This is a genomic window from Bradyrhizobium sp. NAS80.1 (assembly GCF_001908205.1).
Classification (GTDB): Bacteria; Pseudomonadota; Alphaproteobacteria; order Rhizobiales; family Xanthobacteraceae; genus Bradyrhizobium.
Window position 1 is genome coordinate 15,550 of record NZ_LGHL01000063.1, and the last position, 21,644, is coordinate 37,193.

31 protein-coding genes and 2 pseudogenes are annotated in these 21,644 nt (G+C 63.4%); 16 read left to right on the top strand and 17 right to left on the bottom strand.

Features of this window, described 5'->3' with window-relative positions; genetic code table 11:
• Positions 1–1,311 precede the first annotated feature (1,311 nt).
• Positions 1,312–1,491: a hypothetical protein gene (locus AC629_RS15880; protein WP_143199166.1), complete on the bottom strand. Its 180-nt coding sequence runs from the start codon at positions 1,489–1,491 to the stop codon at positions 1,312–1,314.
• Positions 1,492–1,816: 325 nt separating this feature from the next.
• Between AC629_RS15880 and AC629_RS45320 the strand changes: the two genes are divergently transcribed.
• Positions 1,817–1,978, top strand: coding sequence for a hypothetical protein (locus AC629_RS45320; RefSeq protein ID WP_143197881.1), 162 nt, complete (start codon positions 1,817–1,819; stop codon positions 1,976–1,978).
• A gap of 839 nt (positions 1,979–2,817) precedes the next feature.
• On the opposite strand, the gene AC629_RS15885 is transcribed toward AC629_RS45320, so the two are convergent.
• Positions 2,818–3,057 carry a DUF2798 domain-containing protein gene (locus AC629_RS15885; protein WP_084805707.1) on the bottom strand — a complete coding sequence of 80 codons (240 nt, stop codon included), beginning with the start codon at positions 3,055–3,057 and terminating at the stop codon, positions 2,818–2,820.
• 107 nt (positions 3,058–3,164) lie between these two features.
• On the bottom strand, positions 3,165–3,416 hold the full coding sequence (locus AC629_RS46845; protein WP_168195499.1) for a hypothetical protein: 252 nt from the start codon (positions 3,414–3,416) through the stop codon (positions 3,165–3,167).
• 393 nt (positions 3,417–3,809) lie between these two features.
• Between AC629_RS46845 and AC629_RS15890 the strand changes: the two genes are divergently transcribed.
• Positions 3,810–3,995 (top strand): hypothetical protein, encoded by a 186-nt coding sequence (locus AC629_RS15890; protein ID WP_074117895.1) that lies wholly within the window; start codon positions 3,810–3,812, stop codon positions 3,993–3,995.
• A gap of 51 nt (positions 3,996–4,046) precedes the next feature.
• Here AC629_RS15890 and AC629_RS15895 read toward each other — a convergent pair whose 3' ends face one another.
• Both AC629_RS15895 and AC629_RS15900 read right to left on the bottom strand, forming a co-directional pair.
• Entirely contained in the window at positions 4,047–4,301 is a 255-nt protein-coding gene (locus AC629_RS15895; RefSeq protein ID WP_084805708.1) for a hypothetical protein, read from the bottom strand.
• A gap of 105 nt (positions 4,302–4,406) precedes the next feature.
• Entirely contained in the window at positions 4,407–4,697 is a 291-nt protein-coding gene (locus AC629_RS15900; RefSeq protein WP_084805766.1) for a hypothetical protein, read from the bottom strand.
• A gap of 363 nt (positions 4,698–5,060) precedes the next feature.
• Here AC629_RS15900 and AC629_RS15910 point away from each other — a divergent pair, with 363 nt between their 5' ends.
• Positions 5,061–5,525: a PaaI family thioesterase gene (locus tag AC629_RS15910; RefSeq protein ID WP_084805710.1), complete on the top strand. Its 465-nt coding sequence runs from the start codon at positions 5,061–5,063 to the stop codon at positions 5,523–5,525.
• A 142-nt stretch (positions 5,526–5,667) separates the two neighbouring features.
• On the opposite strand, the pseudogene AC629_RS15915 reads toward AC629_RS15910, so the two are convergent.
• Positions 5,668–5,960: pseudogene (locus AC629_RS15915) on the bottom strand (HdeA family protein).
• Between the two features lie 182 nt (positions 5,961–6,142).
• Between AC629_RS15915 and AC629_RS15920 the strand changes: the two are divergent.
• Positions 6,143–6,385, top strand: a complete 243-nt coding sequence (locus AC629_RS15920) for a PilZ domain-containing protein (RefSeq protein ID WP_084805712.1) — start codon at positions 6,143–6,145, stop codon at positions 6,383–6,385.
• A gap of 44 nt (positions 6,386–6,429) precedes the next feature.
• Here AC629_RS15920 and AC629_RS15925 read toward each other — a convergent pair whose 3' ends face one another.
• Together AC629_RS15925 and AC629_RS15930 are read right to left on the bottom strand one after the other, a co-directional pair.
• Positions 6,430–8,400, bottom strand: coding sequence for a pyrroloquinoline quinone-dependent dehydrogenase (locus AC629_RS15925; protein WP_084805714.1), 1,971 nt, complete (start codon positions 8,398–8,400; stop codon positions 6,430–6,432).
• Between the two features lie 74 nt (positions 8,401–8,474).
• Entirely contained in the window at positions 8,475–8,708 is a 234-nt protein-coding gene (locus AC629_RS15930; RefSeq protein ID WP_084805715.1) for a hypothetical protein, read from the bottom strand.
• A 158-nt stretch (positions 8,709–8,866) separates the two neighbouring features.
• Here AC629_RS15930 and AC629_RS15935 point away from each other — a divergent pair, with 158 nt between their 5' ends.
• The gene (locus tag AC629_RS15935) at positions 8,867–9,271 is read left to right on the top strand and encodes a hypothetical protein (RefSeq protein WP_084805717.1); all 405 of its coding nucleotides are present in this window, start codon (positions 8,867–8,869) and stop codon (positions 9,269–9,271) included.
• Positions 9,272–9,329: 58 nt separating this feature from the next.
• On the opposite strand, the gene AC629_RS15940 is transcribed toward AC629_RS15935, so the two are convergent.
• Genes AC629_RS15940 through AC629_RS15950 form a run of 3 tightly spaced genes read right to left on the bottom strand, consistent with a single transcriptional unit; the run spans position 9,330 to position 10,608 of the window.
• Positions 9,330–9,686: a carboxymuconolactone decarboxylase family protein gene (locus AC629_RS15940; protein ID WP_084805719.1), complete on the bottom strand. Its 357-nt coding sequence runs from the start codon at positions 9,684–9,686 to the stop codon at positions 9,330–9,332.
• 20 nt (positions 9,687–9,706) lie between these two features.
• Entirely contained in the window at positions 9,707–10,174 is a 468-nt protein-coding gene (locus tag AC629_RS15945; protein ID WP_084805721.1) for a DUF6691 family protein, read from the bottom strand.
• Between the two features lie 5 nt (positions 10,175–10,179).
• Positions 10,180–10,608, bottom strand: coding sequence for a YeeE/YedE family protein (locus AC629_RS15950; RefSeq protein ID WP_084805723.1), 429 nt, complete (start codon positions 10,606–10,608; stop codon positions 10,180–10,182).
• Positions 10,609–10,707: 99 nt separating this feature from the next.
• Here AC629_RS15950 and AC629_RS15955 point away from each other — a divergent pair, with 99 nt between their 5' ends.
• Together AC629_RS15955 and AC629_RS15960 are read left to right on the top strand one after the other, a co-directional pair.
• A complete protein-coding gene (locus tag AC629_RS15955) occupies positions 10,708–11,028 on the top strand; it encodes an ArsR/SmtB family transcription factor (RefSeq protein WP_084805725.1) in 321 nt (106 codons plus the stop codon).
• Positions 11,029–11,249: 221 nt separating this feature from the next.
• A complete protein-coding gene (locus tag AC629_RS15960; protein WP_084805727.1) occupies positions 11,250–12,449 on the top strand; it encodes a GNAT family N-acetyltransferase in 1,200 nt (399 codons plus the stop codon).
• Here the strand turns inward: AC629_RS15960 and AC629_RS15965 are convergent.
• On the bottom strand, positions 12,427–13,092 hold the full coding sequence (locus tag AC629_RS15965; protein ID WP_084805769.1) for a DsbA family oxidoreductase: 666 nt from the start codon (positions 13,090–13,092) through the stop codon (positions 12,427–12,429). The two genes, AC629_RS15960 and AC629_RS15965, sit on opposite strands and share 23 nt — an antisense overlap.
• A gap of 82 nt (positions 13,093–13,174) precedes the next feature.
• On the bottom strand, positions 13,175–13,996 hold the full coding sequence (locus AC629_RS15970; RefSeq protein WP_084805729.1) for a helix-turn-helix domain-containing protein: 822 nt from the start codon (positions 13,994–13,996) through the stop codon (positions 13,175–13,177).
• A gap of 101 nt (positions 13,997–14,097) precedes the next feature.
• On the opposite strand from AC629_RS15970, the gene AC629_RS15975 reads away from it, so the two are divergent.
• Both AC629_RS15975 and AC629_RS15980 read left to right on the top strand, forming a co-directional pair.
• Positions 14,098–14,328, top strand: coding sequence for a hypothetical protein (locus tag AC629_RS15975; protein WP_210419055.1), 231 nt, complete (start codon positions 14,098–14,100; stop codon positions 14,326–14,328).
• A 30-nt stretch (positions 14,329–14,358) separates the two neighbouring features.
• Positions 14,359–14,757, top strand: a complete 399-nt coding sequence (locus AC629_RS15980; RefSeq protein ID WP_084805773.1) for a hypothetical protein — start codon at positions 14,359–14,361, stop codon at positions 14,755–14,757.
• 60 nt (positions 14,758–14,817) lie between these two features.
• Here the strand turns inward: AC629_RS15980 and AC629_RS49865 are convergent, their stop codons facing one another.
• Entirely contained in the window at positions 14,818–14,952 is a 135-nt protein-coding gene (locus AC629_RS49865; protein ID WP_283846751.1) for a hypothetical protein, read from the bottom strand.
• Entirely contained in the window at positions 14,949–15,410 is a 462-nt protein-coding gene (locus AC629_RS15985; protein ID WP_245331882.1) for a group III truncated hemoglobin, read from the bottom strand. The genes AC629_RS49865 and AC629_RS15985 overlap by 4 nt, the downstream gene beginning before the upstream one ends.
• An 82-nt stretch (positions 15,411–15,492) precedes the next feature.
• On the opposite strand from AC629_RS15985, the gene AC629_RS15990 reads away from it, so the two are divergent.
• Entirely contained in the window at positions 15,493–15,924 is a 432-nt protein-coding gene (locus AC629_RS15990) for an RrF2 family transcriptional regulator (RefSeq protein ID WP_084805775.1), read from the top strand.
• A gap of 28 nt (positions 15,925–15,952) precedes the next feature.
• Positions 15,953–16,246 carry a DUF6522 family protein gene (locus tag AC629_RS15995; protein ID WP_084805736.1) on the top strand — a complete coding sequence of 98 codons (294 nt, stop codon included), beginning with the start codon at positions 15,953–15,955 and terminating at the stop codon, positions 16,244–16,246.
• 9 nt (positions 16,247–16,255) lie between these two features.
• Here AC629_RS15995 and AC629_RS16000 read toward each other — a convergent pair whose 3' ends face one another.
• On the bottom strand, positions 16,256–16,828 hold the full coding sequence (locus AC629_RS16000) for an SET domain-containing protein (RefSeq protein WP_084805778.1): 573 nt from the start codon (positions 16,826–16,828) through the stop codon (positions 16,256–16,258).
• Between the two features lie 171 nt (positions 16,829–16,999).
• Between AC629_RS16000 and AC629_RS16005 the strand changes: the two genes are divergently transcribed.
• Positions 17,000–17,605, top strand: coding sequence for a hypothetical protein (locus AC629_RS16005; protein WP_084805780.1), 606 nt, complete (start codon positions 17,000–17,002; stop codon positions 17,603–17,605).
• A 22-nt stretch (positions 17,606–17,627) separates the two neighbouring features.
• Here AC629_RS16005 and AC629_RS16010 read toward each other — a convergent pair.
• A pseudogene (locus AC629_RS16010) lies at positions 17,628–18,354 on the bottom strand (TetR/AcrR family transcriptional regulator).
• Between the two features lie 104 nt (positions 18,355–18,458).
• Between AC629_RS16010 and AC629_RS16015 the strand changes: the two are divergent.
• The 4 genes from AC629_RS16015 to AC629_RS16030 all read left to right on the top strand — a co-directional run bounded on the left by AC629_RS16015 (position 18,459) and on the right by AC629_RS16030 (position 21,637).
• A complete protein-coding gene (locus AC629_RS16015; protein ID WP_084805738.1) occupies positions 18,459–19,856 on the top strand; it encodes a carotenoid oxygenase family protein in 1,398 nt (465 codons plus the stop codon).
• A gap of 235 nt (positions 19,857–20,091) precedes the next feature.
• Entirely contained in the window at positions 20,092–20,667 is a 576-nt protein-coding gene (locus AC629_RS16020; protein ID WP_084805741.1) for a hypothetical protein, read from the top strand.
• A 12-nt stretch (positions 20,668–20,679) separates the two neighbouring features.
• Positions 20,680–21,234: an inner membrane-spanning protein YciB gene (locus AC629_RS16025; RefSeq protein ID WP_084805743.1), complete on the top strand. Its 555-nt coding sequence runs from the start codon at positions 20,680–20,682 to the stop codon at positions 21,232–21,234.
• 106 nt (positions 21,235–21,340) lie between these two features.
• A complete protein-coding gene (locus AC629_RS16030; protein ID WP_084805745.1) occupies positions 21,341–21,637 on the top strand; it encodes a hypothetical protein in 297 nt (98 codons plus the stop codon).
• Positions 21,638–21,644: the final 7 nt, after the last annotated feature.

Below are 21,644 nucleotides of genomic sequence, written 5' to 3' on the forward strand. Positions count from 1 at the left end.
AGCGTCGCTTGCATACGCCGGGGCCCCTATTCCCGTTCCAAGCCGATCCACGCGCAGTAATACCTGCCACCAGAGGTCCGACAATACATTGCTGGACTTTGCAAGGGACCAGCCAGCGCGCAGCATGATTTCGCGACCTACAATCCGCAGGAGCGATGCTGGCGCATCAATATCGAGTATCTGCACTGCGAAGGGCTTGCCCGCGATTTTCGCCAAGGCCGTAAGTGCCTTGATGTCGACTTCGTAGAAGTCGGATCGCACTACCGTTTGGCTCGCAAGAGCTTCGCAGATTGCGGGTTCTAACAGTGTCCCAAGTCGAATCCGAGAGTGCGCACCGGGTTCGACAACTTGGCATCCGAGATCGTCAAGCGGATCTAGAGTGTCCTAAATCCTCCCTGCGCATGCTGTATGTAATCGAAAGGGGGCCACCTCGCGGCGGCCCCCTTGCCGGTTGCAATCTTGTTCGGGATGAAATGCCAGCCCCGGCAACAGACACGTTAGATGCAACAAGAGACCGGAGCGATTCCGGATAACTACTGTGCGTAACGCTGTCCTAATTTCAAATTGCAAGTGTCCTGATCAGGAGCTTGCTACTTTTTCTCAAAATCGTAAGCTGACGAGCCGGTCCTATACCGTGCGCGGACTGGCGGGGAATGGGAATAGAGCCCCGGCGCATTGCAAGCGACGCTGGGGCCTTTCCCATGTGCCCGCAGAGGAGAATGAGGGCAGTGCTCAGATGTGAGGACTGTCCAGATTTGACCCCACTGCCCTGAGCTCGTTTTGCGCTATCCCAATTTGAATTGAGCGCTGGATTGTTGCTTGAAGACTGATCTCAGCTTGCAGACGGCACCGCCACGAAGCGCAACAAGGCTGGTGCGACGACCACGAAGAAACCCAGGCTGCACGACTGCTGCCATAGCCGGGCCTCCCAGATGTCGGGCAAACCGTGCCACCAGGGCGGCCTCTCTAATTTCAAACGCAGTTCGAAAATCCGCATTTTCCATAATCGGAAGTGGCAGAAACTGCATAGGCTTGCGGCCCTAACTTAAGTTAAGTTTCGGGCATGGCGCATGAGCTTCTTGTACGCGTGGTTGCCATTGCGGCCGGTGTCTTCACCGTCGCCGCCATCTCGGCGCTGATCCTTACCCATTGATCTATCTCAAATCGCACGCGCCGTTCGGACCCAGTCTGCGAAGGGGCAGGAAACCCGAGCGGGGGCGCGCGTGCGGCCGTGGATGGTGCAATCTCTGGCGTGGACGCTGGCCTGTATCGGCCTGCTCGCCATTGTCTCGATGCTTCTATAGAGCTGCCTCAATTGGCTTGAGCCGGGCGCTTCGCGTCGCCCAGAATGAGCAGCGCCAAAGGCGCCAGGGGTCCGACGGCAACGGCGACCCAAAGCCACCTCCTCGACGACCTGTTGCGCTCGCGCGCCATCGCGCGCGCGAGCGGTATCGATCCCGTCGTGATGATGACGAGCAGCCAATAGCCCATGGCCATCTCCGATGTGGCACAGCACGATAGCATGCGAGCAGCTCATGCTGCTGCCCTCCGCAAAATGTGAGGCCGCACCGTCCTTCACTACGTGCGCCGGAGCGCAGCCCCCAAATTACGCGCGGACGAAGCCGCATCAGTGGCGCCCCTTTTTCGCTGCGTGCATTTGCAGCTCACCAAGTTCCCCTCCTCATCCACCGAAGCTGACGCGCAACAAAGACGCGCAAGCGGAGCGCCGCCATAATTCCGCAATCCTGCGGCACCGAACCTTTCTGCGGTGTCCGGCATTACTTGGGATCGACACTGCTACAACGGGGCTTCTTTCATGACGGAAAACACGCATCCCGATAGGCGTAATCTCCTGCTGGAGGCGGCGCAGGAGGAGATGGTGAAGTTCGAGCGGAAGGAAAACGAGTTCCGGAAGAAAGACCGCGAGGAGCGCGCCGCCGAACTCCATCTTCCCCTGAACGCGCTCAAGGTGCATTAGGCGCAGCGACAGCTTCCGCGGCTCGCTAGACCAGGCGGAGCCGCACCGGCCCCACCTCCGTCGGGCCCTCCTTCAAGGATTCTCGCGAGCTCCTCACGGTATCATAATACTGAATCGGCGGTGCTGGTCGCCGGCCGCGAGTGCGAAACCGGCCGAGGTCCTACTTTGCATGGGGTTGTTTTTCGATTTTTCGTCGAAAGGACGTGGCGGCGACCGGCCGGGCGCCTCGTGCAAGCCTGGCTCAGGCCCCCGCTCAGGATCTCATCGTCGATCGTCGGCGGCAGTCGCTGCGGGGCAATCGTTGTCTGCCCTACAGCAGCGCCAGCAGGATGATGCCGATCACCAGCACCACGAAGCCAGCCACCGTCGCGGCGGCGAATGACCGCTCTACGTTGTCCATGATGCCACCCCGTTGCCGGCGCGCCACGTTTCCCCCATGGCTGCACCGAACGGATGAAATCTCGCCTGCCGGTGTGTCCTCAGTTGTGCGATCGGATGTCGAAATTGGGACAGGTGCGGGGCCAGTGTGCGGCCCCTCGGAGAGCTGAAACCGCAGCTGCCGTCAGACGCCCGTAAGCCGACTCTCCCAACGTCGCTGTGCCCGGTGAACCAGCACCGGGCCTCCATACCCAGTTGAGAACCCCTCTCTGCCCCGAGCGGGGTTTTCTGTTTGTGGGCGCGGACGGACCCGTCCGATTCCTGGATTTGTCAGGCTGCCGTAAGCTGAGCCGTCTAGGGTTGCTTGGCTATGGTGTTGCAGCCCAGCACCTCAGCCTCCAATAACCTTCCACCCCGTCTGGCTCTGTCCAGGCGGGGTTTTTTCATGCCTCCCGGCCTGTTCAAGAGCCCCTCTCCTCCTGCGTCAGCCGCAGCGAGAAGGCGCGAATCGCGGGCGCCGCGAGCAGCACGATCGGCAGCATCGCGGCCCATGCGATCAGCCACGACACCATCCAGTGCTCGAGAAAAACCATCGCGCTGCCTGCGGGAAAGCTGGCGATCCCCGCCGCGATCAGCGAGGTCAGTCCGGACTGGATGATGCCGAAGACGAAATGACTGTAGCGGCGGGGAATGCCAAGCATGACGCGCCCTTGTTACTTGCCGTCGTCACGCCAAGCAAGCACGTGCCGTCGCTCGCATGAAGACAAGCTGTGACACCATCCCGCTCGATCTGCATCGCCGGCGCGAATCAGTGGCGCGAGTGGTGCAGCGGCTCGCGCCGCCTCGCCTCGGCGCGATCGGACGGGCATGACAGTCCCTCGAAGCGCCAGAAGGTGACGACGCTGGTCTCGCCGCACTGCTCGCAGACGAGCTTCTCATCACCGAGCATGAAGCGCGCATGCCTGAACGTCAGGGAAGACGCGGGGTGCTGGCAACGCGGACAAGCGAGCGAGAAATTCCGCGCGCTCCAGCGCAACACAAGATCTCTTAGAAAGTTCACGCCTTCCTCTTCGCCGGCGTCGCGCTCGAGGCCCCCTCCTGCGCCAGCAGAGCATCAACAGAGCATAGATGGGCAGCACGCAAAAGTGGAAAAGATTAGAACATGCGCTTCGAATGTCCGGCGGCGCTGTTGCGGATCCACGATGCGCGCTGGAACCGCACTGCGCGTGATTCTCCGCCCCCTGAACAAGGTTCCTCAACCGCACCGCGCGATGTTCTCGCGCCGCTTCGAGGGCGGTGTCTTTCGGATTCCGATTTCGTTTATTTCGGCGTACGCGCGCTTTCGGGATTTCCGCGAACTGTCCAAGGCTGACCGAAAGATTTTACTTGTCCCCGGAATACTAAAACGCCCAACATGTTCGCAGTCAGGGAAGGTGAATCGTGGGAGGCGACCATGAATCACAGGGGCGTAGAGTTCACCGTTGCCGAGACGGCGATTCCGGGAATCTGGCAGTGGCAGTTCCGCATCGGTGAGCAGGTCAAGACGGGCAAGACCGAGACGAAGATCGACCTGCTGGCGATCCGGCGCGTGCAGCTGCGCATCGATCGTGAGCTGAAAGCCATCGGGCAAGCGGACTGAGATCGGCGGCGTCACGGCGCCCATTGTACGCAGCCCTGGCGAAGCTCAGCCCTAGTCCGCGCTGGGCAGGCGCCGCATGGTAAATTCGATGTCGCCGCCGGGCAGTTCGCGCCAAGTCTCGACCGCGCTCATATAGCCGGCCTTGGGATAGCGGGCGAAGAAGGCCTGAGCCCTCGCCCGCGCCGCCAGGCGCGGCAAAGTGAAGGTCTCGCGCAGATAGCCGTCGCCGCGGCTTTCGCCCGGCTTGCCGCCCATCTTGCGCCGGCGCGCCATCCGCTCGGCGAGATCCCGCGGACGATCGGCCATCTCTTGCCTCCTCTACGCAACTCGCGTTTGAGGATATAGGAAGCGGACCGGGCAAAGAGGAGTCCTGGCCGGAGGCACATCGCCACGCCCGACCGGGCGACACGATCAGTTGGCGGTCGTGCCGGCCTTCTTCTTCGTCGCGCTGGTTGCGGCCGACGCCTTCGGCGCAGCCTGCTTCGGCGGATCTGAGCGCATGCCGCCCCAGGGATCGTTGGACGCCTTGGAGTCCGGAATCTTCTTCAGCGTTTCCTTGTAGGCCTTGTCACGCTCGGCATCTGCGGCCCTTTCTTCCGGGGTCTTGCTCGGACCTTCCTGCAGCAGATTGATATTGGGCATTTGCGCATAGGCCGGTCCCGCCAGCACGGTCAGCACCGCCGCCATACGGAAAAGCTTCATCATTCACTCCTTGATCATCCATTAGGGGCAGATCAACCGCGCCTTGTCATCCCTGTCAACGGCCCGCTCCGGGCCGCATGTCTCGCTAGAGCCGGTCCGATCTGCACGATTTCGGTGCGTTCAGCCAGTCGTCCCAGATCGGGCCGCACCGGGTGCACCCGTTCAGCGCGAGGCCGAGCGCGACCAGCCAAAACATGAGGACATACCGACGCAACATCGTCCACCTGCTCCCAAGCGCGGTATCATACCGGGCGAAGTCAGGCATTTTCAAGCCGACGGGACCTGCGCAAGACCGGGTGACTTTGCCGCGCCGATCCGCGCATATGGCCGAAACATGCGGCAACAAAGGAGGAAACGACAGCAATGCCATCGCAGCCAGAAGCCGAGTTCGGCATCACTGAGGCCAGACGCATACTCGGCGAGGTCTTTGCGCCCTGGGTCCAGGATCTCAACCTCGCGGTCGAGCGCATCGAGCACGCGCAGCCAGCGGATACGCCAGACTGGCAACCCGGCGCGCTGCTCCGCATGCCATTCTCGGAGCGCCTGTGCCGCAACGGCGGCGTGGTCTGCGGCCAGGCGCTGATGGCGCTTGCCGACACCGCGATGGTGATCGCGAACCTCGCCGCCAACCGCGGCTATCGTCCGATGACGACGGTGGACCAGACCACGCATTTCATGCGCGCGGTCTCCTCGTCGGATGTGCTCGCCGACGCGCGCGTGGTGCGGCTTGGACGCACCATGAGCTTTGGCCGCGTCACGCTGCTCTCCGCCACCGACAACAAACCGGTCGCGATGGTGTCGAGCGCGTTCGCGATGCTGCCGGGCTGAGCATCATCCGAAAAGCTGAGCATCATCCGAAAAGAAGAGAGCCGCGTGAGCGCAACGCGCACCGAGGCTCTCGATGACGATCACGGCGAGGCAAGAGGCCAAAGCGCGATGCCATCACGCTTGCCTCGCCTCACCTCGGAAGTTACCTGCCGAGCACTTCGTCAGCTGCGGTGACGATGCTGACATTCGGATTCTTTCCGCAATAGGCACCGAACTTCTTGGCGTTCTCGATGAACACGTCGGTGTCGATGATCGCGTTGTCCTCGTCGCCGTTGTACCAGCCGTCCATCCAGGTCAGCACGACCTGGATGTTGTCTTCGCCGCTTCGAGGAACTGCTTGCAGCTCATGGTCGAGAGGTCCCACTTGACGGCGTGGGCGGGCATGGACGACAGCGAGAGCACTGCAGCGAACAGAAGCGAAATCGTGGTCTTCATCAATATCTCCATCGGCGCGTAACGCAATAAAGGAAAGGCTTGTGGGGAAACTCGGCGGAGTGACTCACCGCTCCAACGTCGTAAACGAAGTCTGAAGCGCTGTGCAAGTGACGACAGTATTGAGTTTAGTTCAACGTAATTTCTATGCACTACTTTACAATCGTCATTATGGATCAACGTGGATGATCGAAAAGCGCACCGCGCAGCGTCACCGTGTTTTCAAGGGTGGAACGATCACCTTTGAAGACTGCGGCATTGCGTGCACGGTACGAAACATGTCGGCAAGCGGCGCCGCGATCGACCTCGAAAACCCGGTCACGTTACCGAAATCGTTCACGCTCTCGATCGCGCGCGACAATTTCGTGCGGAACTGTCGCACGGTCTGGCGCAATGACAAGCGCGTCGGCCTCGCTTTCGTGCAATAGCGCGCACGATGTGAACGACTGTTCGCATCGCATGCACAACACGTTTATGATTGCTTGATACGACGACTGCGACGCCAGCGCAGGCTTGCGACCACGAGCGCGATGATCGCGAGTACGATCGCCGACGACGCCGCAAAGAATCGTCCACCGGGACGATCGATCGTGTGCGACCACAGTGACGGCGCCTCGCCCGGCCGCGCCAGACGGAATGCAACGACGCTGTCGCCGATCGAGGTGCCTGCCTCGGAATGGCCACCAGCGCCGATTGCGACATATTGCTCGCCCTTCCAGAGATAGGTCATGGGATTGGCGACGCCGGGCACGGGCAGTCGCCCCTGCCACAGCTCTCTGCCGCTTCGCGCATCGAAGGCGCGCAGGTAGGCATCCATTGCGCCGGTGAAGACGAGACCGCCTGCGGTGACCGCGAGCCCGTTGACGAGCGGCGCCCCCCAGGGCAGCGGCACACCGAGCGGCGCAAGATCCTCGGTGGTGCCGACGGTCGAACGCCAGAGAATCTTGCCAGCCTTCAGATCGACCGCGACCATCTCGCCCCAGGGCGGCTTGTTGCAGAGCAGTCCAAGCGGCGACATCACGACCGCACGCGACATCGCGAACGGCGCGCCGCGCTGCTGGCCGAAATCGTGACCAGGCGGCGGATTGAATCCGGTGGCCGCCGCGCGCGGGATCAGCTTGATCAGATGAACGGCGCGGCTGGTGTTGGCGTAGAGGATCTGGTTGACCGGATCGAAGGCCGCGCTGCCCCAGTTCACCCCACCGCCGGTGAACGGAAACTCCAGCGTACCTTGCACTGAGGGCGGCGTGAACAGCCCCTCGTTGCGGGCCTCCGCGAACTGGCGCTCGCAAGCTGAGCGGCTCAGGCCGGGTAGCAGCGAGAGTGCGTTCTCGGTCGAGATTTTTTGCGATGTCAGCGCCGGCACATGCGTCGGGAACGGCTGCGTCGGCGACAACTTTTCACCTTCCGCGCCACCCTGCGGTACAGCGCGCTCCTCGACGGGCCACACCGGCTTGCCAGTGTCGCGATCAAGCACAAAGACAAAACCGTGCTTGGTCGGCTGGATCACGACGTCGCGCTGACCGTCACCGGTATCGAGGCGCGCGAGCGTCGGCTGCGCGGGCAGATCGTAATCCCAGACATCGTGGTGCACGGTCTGGAACGCCCACACGAGCTCGCCGGTTTCGATGCGCAGGGCGACCACCGAATTGGCGTGCTCGTTATTGCCCGGCCGCTTGCCGCCCCAAAAGTCCGGCGACGGCGAAGATGTCGGCAGGAAGATTAGTCCACGCGCCGCGTCGACCGACATCGGCGCCCAGACATTGGCGTGGCCGGCTTCGATGCCGTCGCGCTTGAGCGGCTCGAACGTCCAGCGCGCTTGACCGGTGCGCGCATCGAATGCACGCACCACGCCGCTCGGCGCGTCGACGCGGCGGTTGTCGCCGATCGAGGAGCCGACCACGACGACACCGCGGCCGACGGCCGGTGGCGAGGTGATCTGGAATTCGCCGGGCCATTCCAACGCCATACCAATATCAAGCCTGATCTCGCCGCCATTGCCGAAACCCGCACAGGGAATTCCCGTCTTCGCATCGAGCGCGATCAGGCGGACATCGTTCGTGCCCATGAAGATGCGCGATCGACAGGCGGCATTTGCTGGCGCCTCATCATCGATCCAGTAGGTCACGCCACGGCAGACGTAGCGATTAGCGGGACGTTGATTGGTGGCGATCTTCGGATCGAAGCGCCACTTCTGCACACCCGTGCCGGGATCGAGCGCAATCACCTCGTTGAAGGGCGAGCAGAAGATCAGGCTGTCCTCGACGAACAGCGGCGTCGCCTCGAATTTTGTTCGCCGCATCGCCTCAGGCGGGCGCGCCGTGAGATCACCGGTATGGAATTCAAACGCCTGAACGAGATTGCCGACATTATCAGGCGTGATCTCTCGGAGCGCCGAGAAGCGCGAACCGCCGGCATCGCCGCCCCAACTCTCCCAGGCCATGCATGGCCGCGGCAACAGCAAGAGGAGTGCGATCAGAGCCAAATGGCACAGGCGGATCACCACACCCGCCTCGCTTATTTCGGCTTCTTGGCAGGTTCAGCCGGACGGGCCCCGCTCCACGGGTCATACTTCTCCTTCGGCTCGGGAATGCGCTCGAGTGCGGCCTTGTAAGCCTTGTCGTCGACTTTGGGCTTATTGTCCGCCTTCTGACCGCCCTCGTTAGGATGGCGCCTGCCGCCACCCATCTGCGCTTGCGCTGAGGCAGCAGTCAGTGCCAGCACCGCGGCCGCTATGACCAAAATCCTCATGGGTGCAATCCCCTCGTCAGGGGGTACAAACTAGCCTGCAATCCCGTAATAGCAAATGCCGCGGGCTCCCCGGCTTCAGCAAATGTTGATCGGCGGGGACTTCACCGTGGCGCATTCGCGCCTATCTGTTGGCCTGCGGGGGGGGGGGACCTTCAGGAATGTTGCGGATTGTTGCTCATGTAGCGTTGCTCGCCAGCGCGCTTACGCTCGGTGCTTGCGGCTTTGCCGACAGCCGCGCGCCGGTGCCGGAATTTATGCGCATGAAGGAAGCCGAGCAGCCACCGCCCGAACCGCCCCCCGACGTCAAGCGCGTGGTGCGCGAGCAGATCGACGTCGTCTTCCTCAACACGTCCTATCCGCGCGAGGTCCGCGTCGCCGCACCCCATCGCGAGGTGCGGGGACCGGGCTGGACCGCCTGCGTCCGAGCGCAGCTCACCTCCGCCACCGGCACCGCGCTCGGCCTGCAGACCTACATCGTGACGATCAACGGCGGAAAGGTGATCGATCGCCGTCGTGCCGAATCCGACGACATCTGCGGGTCGGACAGCTACGAGCCGATCTAGGGACCGGACAAGACAGCTCGCCCGGTCCTGTCCTCATGACTTCGCCGGCGAATCGGCGTCAGGCGGCGACCGCTTGCTGCTGAAACTGCTCGTAAGCCGCAATCGCATCCGCTGCATACATCAGCGACGGACCGCCGCCCATGTAGACGGCCATGCCGAGCGTCTCCTCGACCTCCTGGCGCGTTGCACCGAGCTTGACGAGCGCTTCGGCGTGAAAGCCGATGCAGCCGTCGCAATGCGCGGCAACGCCGAGTGCAAGCGCCATCAGCTCCTTGGTCTTCTTGTCAAGCGCGCCGTCACGCGTGGCGGCCTGCGCGAGCATGGCAAATCCCTTCATCGTATCGGGAATATCGTTGCGAAGCTTCTTCATGTTGGCGGAGATTTGCCTGGTGATCTCGGGATAATTCTTGTCCATGACTGACTCTCTGCGGTTACTCAGGTTTCGAGCGGGTCGGCCGGCGTGACGAAACGCGTCAACGACGGCAGGTGAGAAACGAAGCGGGCGAGCACCATGCCGGCACACATCGCGGCAACGAAGATAAAGGCGGACGTCGAACCGAATCCAAGCGCGGTCAGCGCCGGCCCCGGGCAAAAGCCTGCCATTCCCCAGCCGATGCCGAAGATGGCGGGACCAGCGACGACTCTGGGATCGATATCCGTTCGTGTCGGAACGTAGAAGCGAGCCGAGAAGAACGGCCGCGCAAGCCTCAAGACTCGCTTAAACCCGAAGAAGGTGACAGCGATTGCGCCGGCCATCACGAAAGCAAGGCTCGCATCCCAGGTCCCTGCGGGAATCCCCCCGACATCCAGGAAGTTCAGCACTTTCGCCGGATTCGACATGCCGGAGACGATGAGGCCGAGACCAAAGATCAGCCCGATCGCGAATTGAACGAGGATCGCCATGACCGTCAGCTCCAGTGCCGCATCACGAAGACGGTGGCCATGCCCGCCGCCATGAAGGTGACGGTCGCGACCAGCGAGCGTACGGAAAGCCGCGACAGGCCACAGACGCCATGGCCGGACGTGCAGCCACTGCCCCACACCGAACCGAAGCCCGTGAGCAGTCCGGCGACGATCAGGACCGGCACTCCCGCCGCAATCGTCTGCTCCGGCAGACCTCCGGTGGCGAGCCGGACCAGCACGGGTGCGGCGACGAGGCCCACGACAAAGGCAAGCCGGCCGGCTAATTCACCGTCCTCATAAGGCGGAAACAGCCGCGCCGCGATGCCGCTGACGCCGGCGATCCGTCCCGTCGCCCACATCAGGAGCACGGCCGAAAGGCCGATCAGCGCACCACCCAGCAGCGAAGCAATCGGCGTGAAGGGCGTGACAGTCATTGTAGTCCTCCGGATCGAAGGCGCTCGCAAAGCGCAGCGCCGGATACCTCTCATTTCCATTGTTTCTTATTTTCGAATATACTAATATATAGAACAGCCATGACACGCAAGCCCCGAAATCAGGAATTGATCGCTCTGGAGGAGAAGGCCGAAGAGGTCTCCCGCCTCCTCACCGCCATGGGCAATCCAAAGCGGCTCATGGTTCTCTGCAACATGCTGGACAGCGAGAGATCAGTCGGCGAACTCGCCGACATCGCCGGTCTGTCCTCGGCGGCACTATCCCAGCATCTCGGGAAGATGCGCGCTTTGAGCCTGGTCAAGACCCGGCGCGAGGGGCAGACGATATATTACAGCCTTGCGAGCCGGGAAGTGCGGGCGGTGCTGCAGACACTGTACCGCCTCTTCTGCGCATCGGAATAGGACCGGTTGGTGCAAACGCGGGGAATGCCTCTCCCGCGACCATTTCGTGCCGGGTGACCAATAGCGAGCGCATCCAGCGAAGCCTCATCGGGCGGATGGTCAATGAGACATTAACAATACCGCTCGAATTGAAGCGTCGTCCCAACTGTATTTTCCAATCTTTGCGCTAAGCATGACGGCGTAACGCTGGCTTTTGCCTGCGTGAACGGGGACGACGGGACGTGGTCGACATCGCGCACCAGGCAGCGATCAATCCGGCATCTAAAAAGGGGGCCGCAGCGGCGCGCGCACTCGTCCCGCTTACGGCGATCGACCCCGGCCAATGGCGTGCGCTCGCGCAGCGCGCGGTCGAGCCAAACGGATATTACCTGCCGGGCTGGGAGCTCGCCGTCAGCGCAACCGCGCGCGGCCGCACTGATGCCTCGGCGCTTCGCGCATTCGGCGGACCTTCGTCGCGACTGATCGGGCTGATGCCGGTGATCTCGCTCTGGCGCGCCTGGAAGATCCCCCTGCCCGCGCTGGTGAGCGCGCATCCCTACGGCACGCTGTGCAGCCCTTTGATCGACCGCGACGCCCCGATCGACGCAGCGACGCGTCTGTTGCAGCAGGCGCGCGAAGCCGGCGCGCACGCCCTCGTGCTGAATGACGTCGCGCTGGACGGCGCGGCGATGAACTCGCTCAAGCAGGTCCTGAATCGCGACGGCCTGAAGCCGCGAACCCTCAGCTCCTACACCCGCGCCAGCCTCGATGCGAAGCAAGACGGCGAAATGCTGTTGCGCGACGCGCTCGGCGCCAAGAAACTCAAGGAACTGCGCCGGCAGCGCCATCGTCTTGAGGAGCACGGCCCTGTCGTGTTCGAGGTCGCACACAGACCGGACGAAATCAGGCCGGCGCTCGAAACATTCCTGCAGCTCGAAGCCAGCGGCTGGAAGGGCAAGCGCGGCACCGCGCTGATCCAGCATGCTGGCGATGCGACCTTCATCCGTCGCGCCGTCCCGGCTCTGGCAGAAACCGCACAATGCGAGATCGTCACCTTGCGCGCCGGCTCGACACCGCTGGCCGCCGGCATCGTGCTGCGCCATCAGGATCGCGCCTTTTTCTTCAAGCTTGGCATCGACGAACGCTTTGCAAAATATTCGCCGGGCGTGCAGCTCACACTCGAACTCACCCGTCATCTCTGCGCCGATCCGGCCATCGCCAGCGCAGATTCCACGGCGAGCGCCGATCACCCCATGATCAATCCGATCTGGCGGGAACGCCTTGCAATCGGTGACGTGTTGATCCCGCTGCGGCGGAACGATCCGGTTGTGACCTTGATTCACGCAGCATTGGTTGGCCTCAACGGCGCGCACGAGGCCGCGCGGCGCGTGGTCCGCCTGTTGCGCAAAAAAGCGCAAGCTACTCCGCCGCCTGCGCGTTGATCTCCGCTGAGACCTGGCGGATGGCGCGCGCGAGCAGGTTCGGATCCTGCGCGCCGGAGACGGCGTATTTCTGCGCGAACACGTAAGTCGGCACGCCGGAGATGCCCTTCTCGGCGGCCTCCTGTGCGTCGGCCGAAACGCGCGCAACGTCCTCGTCGGTGGCAAGGCGCTTGCGCACGTCCTCGGCGTCGAGGCCGACATCGGCCGCCGCCTGCACCAGCACATTCACGTCGGTGAGATCGCCGCCGTCGCGGAAGTACAGCTCCATCAGGCGCTGCTTCATTTCGGGCGCCTTGCCGATCGCCTCGGCCCAGAGAATCAGGCGGTGGCAGTCGATCGTGTTGGGCTGGCGAGCTACCAGCTCGGGCCGATAAACGAGGCCCTCCTCGCTGGCCGCCGCGACCACACGGCCGGCGATGCCCTTATAGGCCTCGACCGAGCCGAACTTGGTGGTGAGGTAGTCCTCGCGGCTGATGCCCTCGCGCGGCACCCAGGGATTGAGGAAGAAGGGGCGGAAATTGAGCTTGACCGGAACGTCGGGGACGAGCGCCAGCGCGCTCTCGATCCGGTGCTTGCCGATATAGCACCAGGGACACACCACGTCGGAGACGACATCGATCTGGAGCGGCTTCAATGTGCTCATGTCAGACGTGGTCATGGGCGCCTCCTTCGGGCGGTGCAGGGTTCGCCCAAAGATAAGCCGAACGGATCCCGAGGCAAGGGCGCTAGGTCATGGCTGCTGCCATCTGCCTGAGACGCTCGGCGGTGCGCTCGTCGGCCGGGAAGAACGTCTCCAGAGCCAGCTCCGACAACGTGATGTCGACCGGCGTGCCGAACACCATGGTGGTGGAGAAGAAACTGAGGATCTCCCCTTCGTGGCGCAGCTTGAACGGGATCGCGACATTGTCGCTCGACAGCGGCGCCGAGCGCGCCGGGATCGGGTAGCTCTTCAAATCATTGTAGAGCTGGATCAGCTCGGGATCTGCGGTTGCCTCGCATTGCCGGTGCAGCCGCTCCAGGAGATGCCCGCACCATTCGGCGAGGTTGACGGTGCGCGGCGCCAGCGCCTCGGGATGGAAGGCGAGCCGCAGCACGTTGAAGGGTTGGCCGAGCAGCCGCTGCGGAATGCCTTCGAGCAACGGCGCCACCATGCGGTTGGCGGAGACCAGATTCCAGTGCCGGTCATAGGCCAGCGCCGGGTTGGGCTCATGCGCCCTAAGCACGAGGTCGATCGCCTGGCGGGCTGATTTCAAGGCGGGATCCTCCAGCGAGCGCTGCGGGAAGGCCGGCGCGTAGCCGGCCGCGACCAGCAGCACGTTACGTTCGCGCAAGGGCACGTCGAGACGCTCGGCGAGCCTCAGCACCATGTCGCGCGAGGGCGCGGCGCGGCCGGTCTCGACGAAGCTCAGATGCCGCGCGGAGATCTCGGCCTCGCCCGCCAGATCAAGCTGGCTCATGCGGCGGCGCTGCCGCCATTCGCGCAAATGGTCGCCGATATGGACGGATTGGCTGCGTTCGGCCTGTGCGGTGGATGCATGTGCGTTCATGGTCGAAAACCTAGCATGCGGATTTCAGGCCTTCCATTACCCGCGAGGTAATCGAATTGGGCCCTGGGCGCGCGCATCTTCGGTCGCAACAGGAGATGACCATGATCGCGCTGCTGCTTTACCGGACCGTCGCAGACCACCTTCTGCCCTGGAGCCTGAAGTTCGGCGCCAGAATGCTGGCGCGCAGCCTCAACATGCCGGAACCGCTGGTGCACTCGACCGGCGACTACGTCATCGCGCAGGTGGTGACGTTCGAGCACAGCGTCGGCAGGAGCCTGTGCCCGTTCCGCCTCGGGCGCCTACTCCGCGCCTGGTGGCGCACCCTGTCCTGATCCCCTGACGTCCAACCAAGGAGAATGACGATGATTGACGCCTCCACCTTCCTGCGCCGCGCGCTGCTTGCCGATGCCGTGTTCAGCGGCATCGCGGCGCTGGGTTTCACCTTCGGTGCCGGCGCGTTTGCCGCGCTCTTCAACCTGCCGGAGACGCTGTTGCGCGAGACCGGCCTGTTCCTGATCGCCTACACCGCGCTGGTTGGCTGGCTGGCCTCGCGCAGCGCGGTGCCGAAGATGCTGGTCATGCTGGTAGTGGCCGGCAACGCCGCATGGACGCTCGCGAGCATCGCACTGCTGTTCTCGGGCGCGGTGGCGCCGAACCTTCTTGGTGAGCTCATGGTCGTCGCGCAGGCGATCGCCACCGGCGTGTTCGCGGAGCTGCAATATGTGGGATTGCGCAAGAGCGGCAGCGCAGTGACCGCGTAACGACGATCGCTACCCTCTTTTGTCAGAAGTGACCGCCCGGCCCAGCCGGGCGGCATTGCGTCAGCTCAATACAACCGCGGCAATCATTCCAACCAGCGTGAGCACCAAACCGACGATCAGCATCGGCACGAGGCTGCTGCCGGAATAAGGGTTGGCCGCGTCCTTGCCCGTCACGGCATGTGTCCGATGGATCATTGGTGATCTCCTACCTGATGTCGTCGAAACCTCTCGCCGCGCCCCAGGAAGACGCCTGCCCCGGTGGCGATGCCGAGTTCGAGGCTTGTCGCAATCCGCTGCGCCCGTTCGACGAAATGGGCCTCGGCTTCGGGCGGACATATTTCGCGGGCCGTCGCCTCGAACAATGCGAGCCATCGGTCGAAATGCCCGGCATCGACCGGCAGCGGCATATGCTTGACCATCGGCGTTCCGTGATAGCGGCCCGACATCAGCGCGACCGAGGACCAGAAAGCACACATCTGCTGCAGATGCGGTTCCCAGTCGTGAATGCGGGCTTCAAAGATCGGCGCCAGCACGGCGTCCTCGCGGACCTTCGCATAGAAGGCGCGCACCAGACGCTCGATCATCGCTTCCGTTATTCCGGTCCGTTCCGATATCTCCGCCGTGATTTGCTCGCGTCGTTCCGCTCCCGTCACGACCTGCTACCTTAAATATGCATTTCAAATACCTATTTATATCGCTATAGAGGATTTGCAAGCGAATCTTCCCGAGGATCTCATGCGTCTGACATCGTTCACGGATTTTGCGCTGCGCGCGCTTATGCGTCTCGCGGGAGAGCCCACGCGATCATTCGCGACCAACGAGATCGCCACCGAATTCGGCATTTCCCGCAATCACCTCGCCAAGGTAGTGCGCGACCTCGCAGGCTTGGGTTTCATTGCAACCCAGCGCGGCGCAGGCGGTGGCTTCACCCTCGCCCGGCCCGCCGAAACGATCACACTGGGCGAGGTCGTGCGCGCGCTGGAAGGCCCCCATTCGCTGGTCGAGTGCTTTCGCGATGATGGCGGCGCCTGCGTGCTCACCCCACGCTGCCGGTTGAAGTCGAAACTCGCGGCTGCGCGCGAAGCTTTCATGCGTGAGCTCGACGGCACGACGCTCGCAGAGTGTGCCTATCCCGCAAGGCCAAGGCGCAGCCCCGCACCGGCATGATCCGGTCTGGCAAGCAAAAGGTGCAATCGTGAAATCCGTCCAGCTCGAGAACGACACCTTTCAGATCGATGCAGACATCGTCGCCGAGGGTCTGCGCATTTCCCCGAACTCGCTCCGCGAGGAGATGCGCGCAGGCAGGATCACCGGATTTGCCGAACGGGGAACCGGCGCCGACGCCGGACGGCACCGCCTGAGCTTCCTGTCCGGGCATCGGCGCTTCCGCGTTGTCATCGACGACAAGACCGGTGAGATCATCCAGCGTTCGTCGATCGCCTTCGAAGGCTCGTCCTTGCCAGGGTCGGCCCGCAGACCTGGTAGCTAGAAGGTCAGCTCAGGCAGATTTGCGAGCGGTAGCGCTTGCCGCCTTGCCGTTGAGGGCCTTGCCGTTCAGCTTCTTCTTTTTGGCGCCCTTCGCGCCCACCTTCTTGGCCTTGCGCTCCGTGCGCGCCTTCACCTTGGACCGTTCGGCCCGCGCATCGGCGCGCAGCTTCTTGCGCTTGTTCTCGCAGGAGGCGCACTTGCAGCCGATCGGCTTCAGATACGCTTTGAAATAGTCGGTGCCGTAGTCGTAGTTGATCTCGTCACCCGGCTCGATGTTCTTGATGGCGCGGATGAAGACCTTGCGCTCGCGCGGCCGGACGTCGGACTCGGCGTTGGGCCGGCAGGAATGATTGATGTAGCGGGCGAGATTCTTGCGCAGCGAACCGTCGATGGTCCAGCGGCCGTTGAGCTCAAACAGGTACTTGTTCTCGATCGCGTCGTGCTCGGGAATCCGCGAGTCCAGGATCGGTCCGAAATAGCGGATGATCCGGGTCCCCTTCTTGATCGGCTTGGTGGCGAAGAGGCCGAGCCCGGTTTTCGAGCGGCCGACACGATAGGGTTTTTGCGAAGAGGTGGCTGGCATGATCAAAGGAACGAGGACGCGAACGAGGCCGATGGGCCCAAGCGAAGCCGCTCTTCTAGAACGATTCCGCGCCGCTGTCAGGTATCTGGCGACTCACTTTGAACCTTGCCCACAATGAAGACGTCTGAATGAGAGAGTTCCCGTTACATGAAAGCTTCATAGAGTCTCATGATGAACCGCATTGCGGCCTCGTGCCTTGTTTTGTCGCTGATCTGGAGCGGCCTGGAGAGTGCCGCCGCCCAATCCATAGGCAGCACCTACACCTCGACGGCACCCAAGGACTGCCGCCCTGTCGGCAAACCCAGCGAGCTCGACGGGAGCACCACGCGGGTATGCCCAGGCAAGGACGGCCTCATGGTGCTGATCGCCGAGGACGATCTTCGCGAGGTCGTCTCGGTCGGGCGCAATCGCAAGGCGGCAGCCGAGGAACCTGCGGCAAAGGCCTGGTTTGCCCCGTTCAATTCATCCGAGAATACCGTCGAGTGGCGCGCAGCGGGCACCAAACCGTTTGCGATCATCCAGCGCTGGCACATCGCCGATGGCGCCGATCCCGACCAGCACGGGCGCCCGAACACCAAGGCCATGCTCGTCGTGACACGGCTGCCGCCGGGACCGATCTGCCACGTCGCCTATGTCGACGCGATCGCCAACCCCAACGCCAATGAGCTTGCGCGCAAGGCGGCGGACGAATTCGCCCGCGAGTTCACTTGCGGCAAGGACGAGGTAAAGGTCATCGGCACGCGCGGCCGGGCCGTCGAGCTGGCGACGATGCACTAGGCGTTCGCGCTAGGCCTTGGCGCTAGGCCGGCGACAGCTTTCCCGGCGCGGACGACTTCAGCATCGCTTCCAGAAGCTGCTCGGCCGTCGTGCCCTTCGGCAGCCGCTCCAGGATGTCCTCGAGCCGGCCGTCGAGCAGCAGCATGGTGAAACCGTGCACCATCGACCAGGCGCGTGCGATCGCCGCGGCCTGCTCGAGGGTCATCGTGTCGCGGCGGATCTGCTCCTGCCGCATCGCGCCGATGGCGTTGGCGAGCCCGGCAAAAGAGGCTTCGGCAGCTTCGTGCAGCGAAGGCCTGGAATAGTCGAGCCGCTCGGTCCGGAACATGATGCCGTACATGCCAGGATGAGCCTGGGCGTAGGCGACGTAGGCCTTCGGCCGCGCCAGTGCACGTTCCAGCGGCGTCGTGGCGGCATCGCAGGCCGAGCCCATCGCCGCGTTGAACTGGCGGAAGCCGATCGCAGCGAGCTCGCTTACGAGGCCGGTCAGATCACCGAAATGATGGGTCGGCGCGGCATGCGACACCCCCCGCCTCGCGCGCCACCGCACGAAGCGTCAAGCCGGCGAGCCCGTCACGCTCCAGTACGCGCTCGGCCGCCAGCAGCAACGCCTCGCGCAGGGCACCGTGGTGATAGGGCGTTTCCGCCTTTGCGCTTTCCACGCCTCGCGCCGGCCGCGGCCGTGCGGTCGAAGTCGATGAGGACGTTTTCCGGGGACGGGAGCGGCGGGCTGTCTCTGTCTTGGCCATGGGAGCGTTATATGACGTCATTTTGACAGTGTAAAGATTTCGCTTGACGGCCGCAGCGGCTGCCCCTAGCGTATCTTTACGATGTAAAGATAAGGGAGGATGTCATGCTGCAGGATGCAGTCGGCCGGCCATTGAGCAATCGCGGGCCTATTCCGTTCGAGGCCGACGCGCCGTTTCTCAAGATCGTCGGCGAGCTGCCGCGCGAACTCAACGGCACGCTCTATCGCAATGGTCCCAACCCGCAATTCGACGCGCCCGGCGCCCATTGGTTCGTCGGCGACGGCATGCTGCACGCCTTCCATCTGGAGAACGGCCGCGCCTCTTACCGCAACCGCTGGGTCCGCACGCCAAAATGGCTCGCCGAGCACGATGCCGGCCGCGCGATGTTCGGCGGCTTCGGCCGCAAGATGCCGGACGCGCCGGCGCACGTGACCGACGGCGGCGTCGCCAACACCAACATCATCTTCCACGCCGGCAAGCTGCTCGCGCTCGAAGAAGGGCATCTGCCGACCGAGATCGAGCCGGGCACGCTCGCAACCCGCGGCTATTGCAACTACCAGAGCCGCATTGCCGGCCCCTTCACTGCACATCCGAAGGTCGATCCGATCACCGGCGAGCTGGTGTTCTTCGGCTACAATGCAAACGGCCCGCTGACGCCCGCCCTCTCCTATGGCGCAATCGACGCAAGCGGCAAGGCAACGCGCTTCGAGCGTTTCGAAGCGCCCTATGCCAGCATGGTGCACGACTTCATCGTCACCGAGAACCACGTGCTGTTTCCGATCCTGCCCATCACCGGCAGCATGGAGCGCGCAATGGGCGGCAAGCCGCCTTACGCCTGGGAGCCGGAGAAAGGCGCCTATGTCGGCGTGATGAAGCGCAAAGGCACAGCCAAGGACATCATCTGGTTCCGGGCCGAGACCTGCTACGTCTTCCACGTCATGAACGCCTGGGAGGACGGCAACCGCATCATCGCCGATGTCATGCAGTTCGAGGAAGCGCCGCTGTTTCCGCATCCCGACGGCTCGCCCACCAATCCGGAGAAGTCCTACGCGCGTCACTGCCGCTGGACCTTCGATCTCGACGGCAATACCGACAGGTTTCAGCAGACCTATCTCGACGACATTCCTGGCGAGTTCCCCCGCATCGACGACCGTCGCGCCGGGCTGAAGACCAGCCATGGCTGGTACGCCTGCGCCAATCCGAAGCTGCCGATGTTCGGCGCGCTGTCCGGTGTCGTGCATGTCGACGGTACGGGAAAGCGCCTCGGCCAATATCTGCTGCCGGCCGGCGACACCATCTCCGAGCCGGTGTTCGTCGAGCGGAGCAAGGACGCGGCTGAAGGTGACGGCTGGCTGCTCGCGGTGGTCTGGCGCGCTCGCGAGAACCGCAGCGACCTCGCCGTGTTCAACGCCACCGATGTCGAGGCCGGCCCGGTCGCGCTGGTGCAACTCGGCCACCGCGTGCCCGATGGCTTTCACGGCAATTGGGTGGGGGCGCAGTAGCGCCCTCCATCTGTCATTATGGGGCGGAGCGCAGCGACGAACCCGGAAATCCATTTCACCCGCACGTGATGCCGGACAATGGATTCCGGGCTCACGCTTCGCCTCCCCCGGAATGACGCTCGGGGGAGGCGCCTCCTCACATCATTTTGACAGCGTAAAGATTGCCCTTGAACCCTTCCCGCGCTTCCGCTACTAATCTTTACATCGTAAAGATAAGATCCGACCGAGGCGACCCATGACGATCTTCCTGATCCTTGCGCCCTACGGCATCTTCACTTTCCTGATGCTGGTGACCTCGGCCACCACGAGCGTGTTTGCGGCGGCTGCGGCCTGCCTTGCAACCATCGCGATCGACATCGCATACGGCCGCTCGGTCAAGGTTCTGGCCGCGGGCTCCGCGATCGTGTTCGTCATGATTGGCCTCACCCTCCTCTTCTTCGATCCCCAGCTGGGCACGCTTGCCGTCAAGCTCTCGGTCGATGTCGGTGTCTTCGTCATCTCGCTCGGCTCGCTGCTGCTACGCCGGCCGTTCACCCTGCAATATGGGATCGAATCCGTGCCGGCGGAAATCGCCGCGATGCCCGGCTTCCTGCAGGCCAACTACATCATCACGGCCGCATGGACCGCAGCGGCGCTTCTCATGATGGTCTCCAACCTCGTGTTGCTGTACGTCCCCGGCCTGCCGCTCTGGTCCAGCCTCGCGGTCGCTTTCGCCGCCCGCAATAGCGCGATCTACTTCACGAAATGGTACCCCGCGCACTGCCGGACGAAGCACGCTCAACCCTCGCAAGCACTGTCTCACCCGCATTGACCAGGACAGACGATGAAAAACGTATTCGCTCGCCTCGCCTCTGATTTCCTTTCCACCATCGTCTTCCTGATCGTCTATGTCGTCACCGACAACGTCATCCTGGCGACCTCGGTGGCGATTACGGGCGCGATCGCGCAGGTGATCTATGCCCGCGTCAGGGGCATGTCGCTCGGCTACATGACCTATGCCTCCCTTGCGCTCGTCATCGTGCTGGGGACGGCGACCATTCTCACCCAGGATCCGCGCTTCGTGCTGGCAAAGCCCTCGATCGCGCATTTCGCGATCGGCGCGATCATGCTCAAGCGTGGCTGGATGCTGCGCTACATGCCGCCGCGCGTGACCGAGGTCATTCCGGAATACGTCACGGCTGCAGGCTACGCCTGGGCCGCACTGATGTTCGCGCTCGGCGCCGGCACGATCGCGGTGGCCATGACGGGCGATCTCAAATTGTGGGCTTTCTACGTCTCCGTCGTTGCGGTCGGCGCCAAGATCGCGGCCTTCGTCCTGCAATATCTGATCTTCCGCGTCGTCATCACCAGCCGCCTGCGGGCCGCCGCCCGCGCCTAAGCGCCGCTTCCAAAGCGTTAGGCAGGCGGGGCAAGTTGAGTTATACGCTCCGCTCTGGAGCGATCGCGAGCCACGCGGTTCGCCGGGACAGGATTGGGAGACGGGAATGGCTGCAGACGGCAACTGGAATCTGACGATGACGACGCCGATGGGCGAGCGACAGGCAACGCTGAGCCTGAAGAGCTCCGGCTCCACGCTGACGGGCACGCAGGGCGCCGAAGGCAATACGGGCGAGATCTTCGACGGCACCGTCAACGGCGACAACGTCTCCTGGAAAGTCTCGATCACCAACCCGATGCCGCTCACGCTCGAATTCACCGGCACAGTCTCCGGCGACAGCATCAGCGGCGAGATGGGCATCGGCCCGATGGGCAGCTTCCCGTTCACAGGCGCGCGGGCGTAAGGCCGCT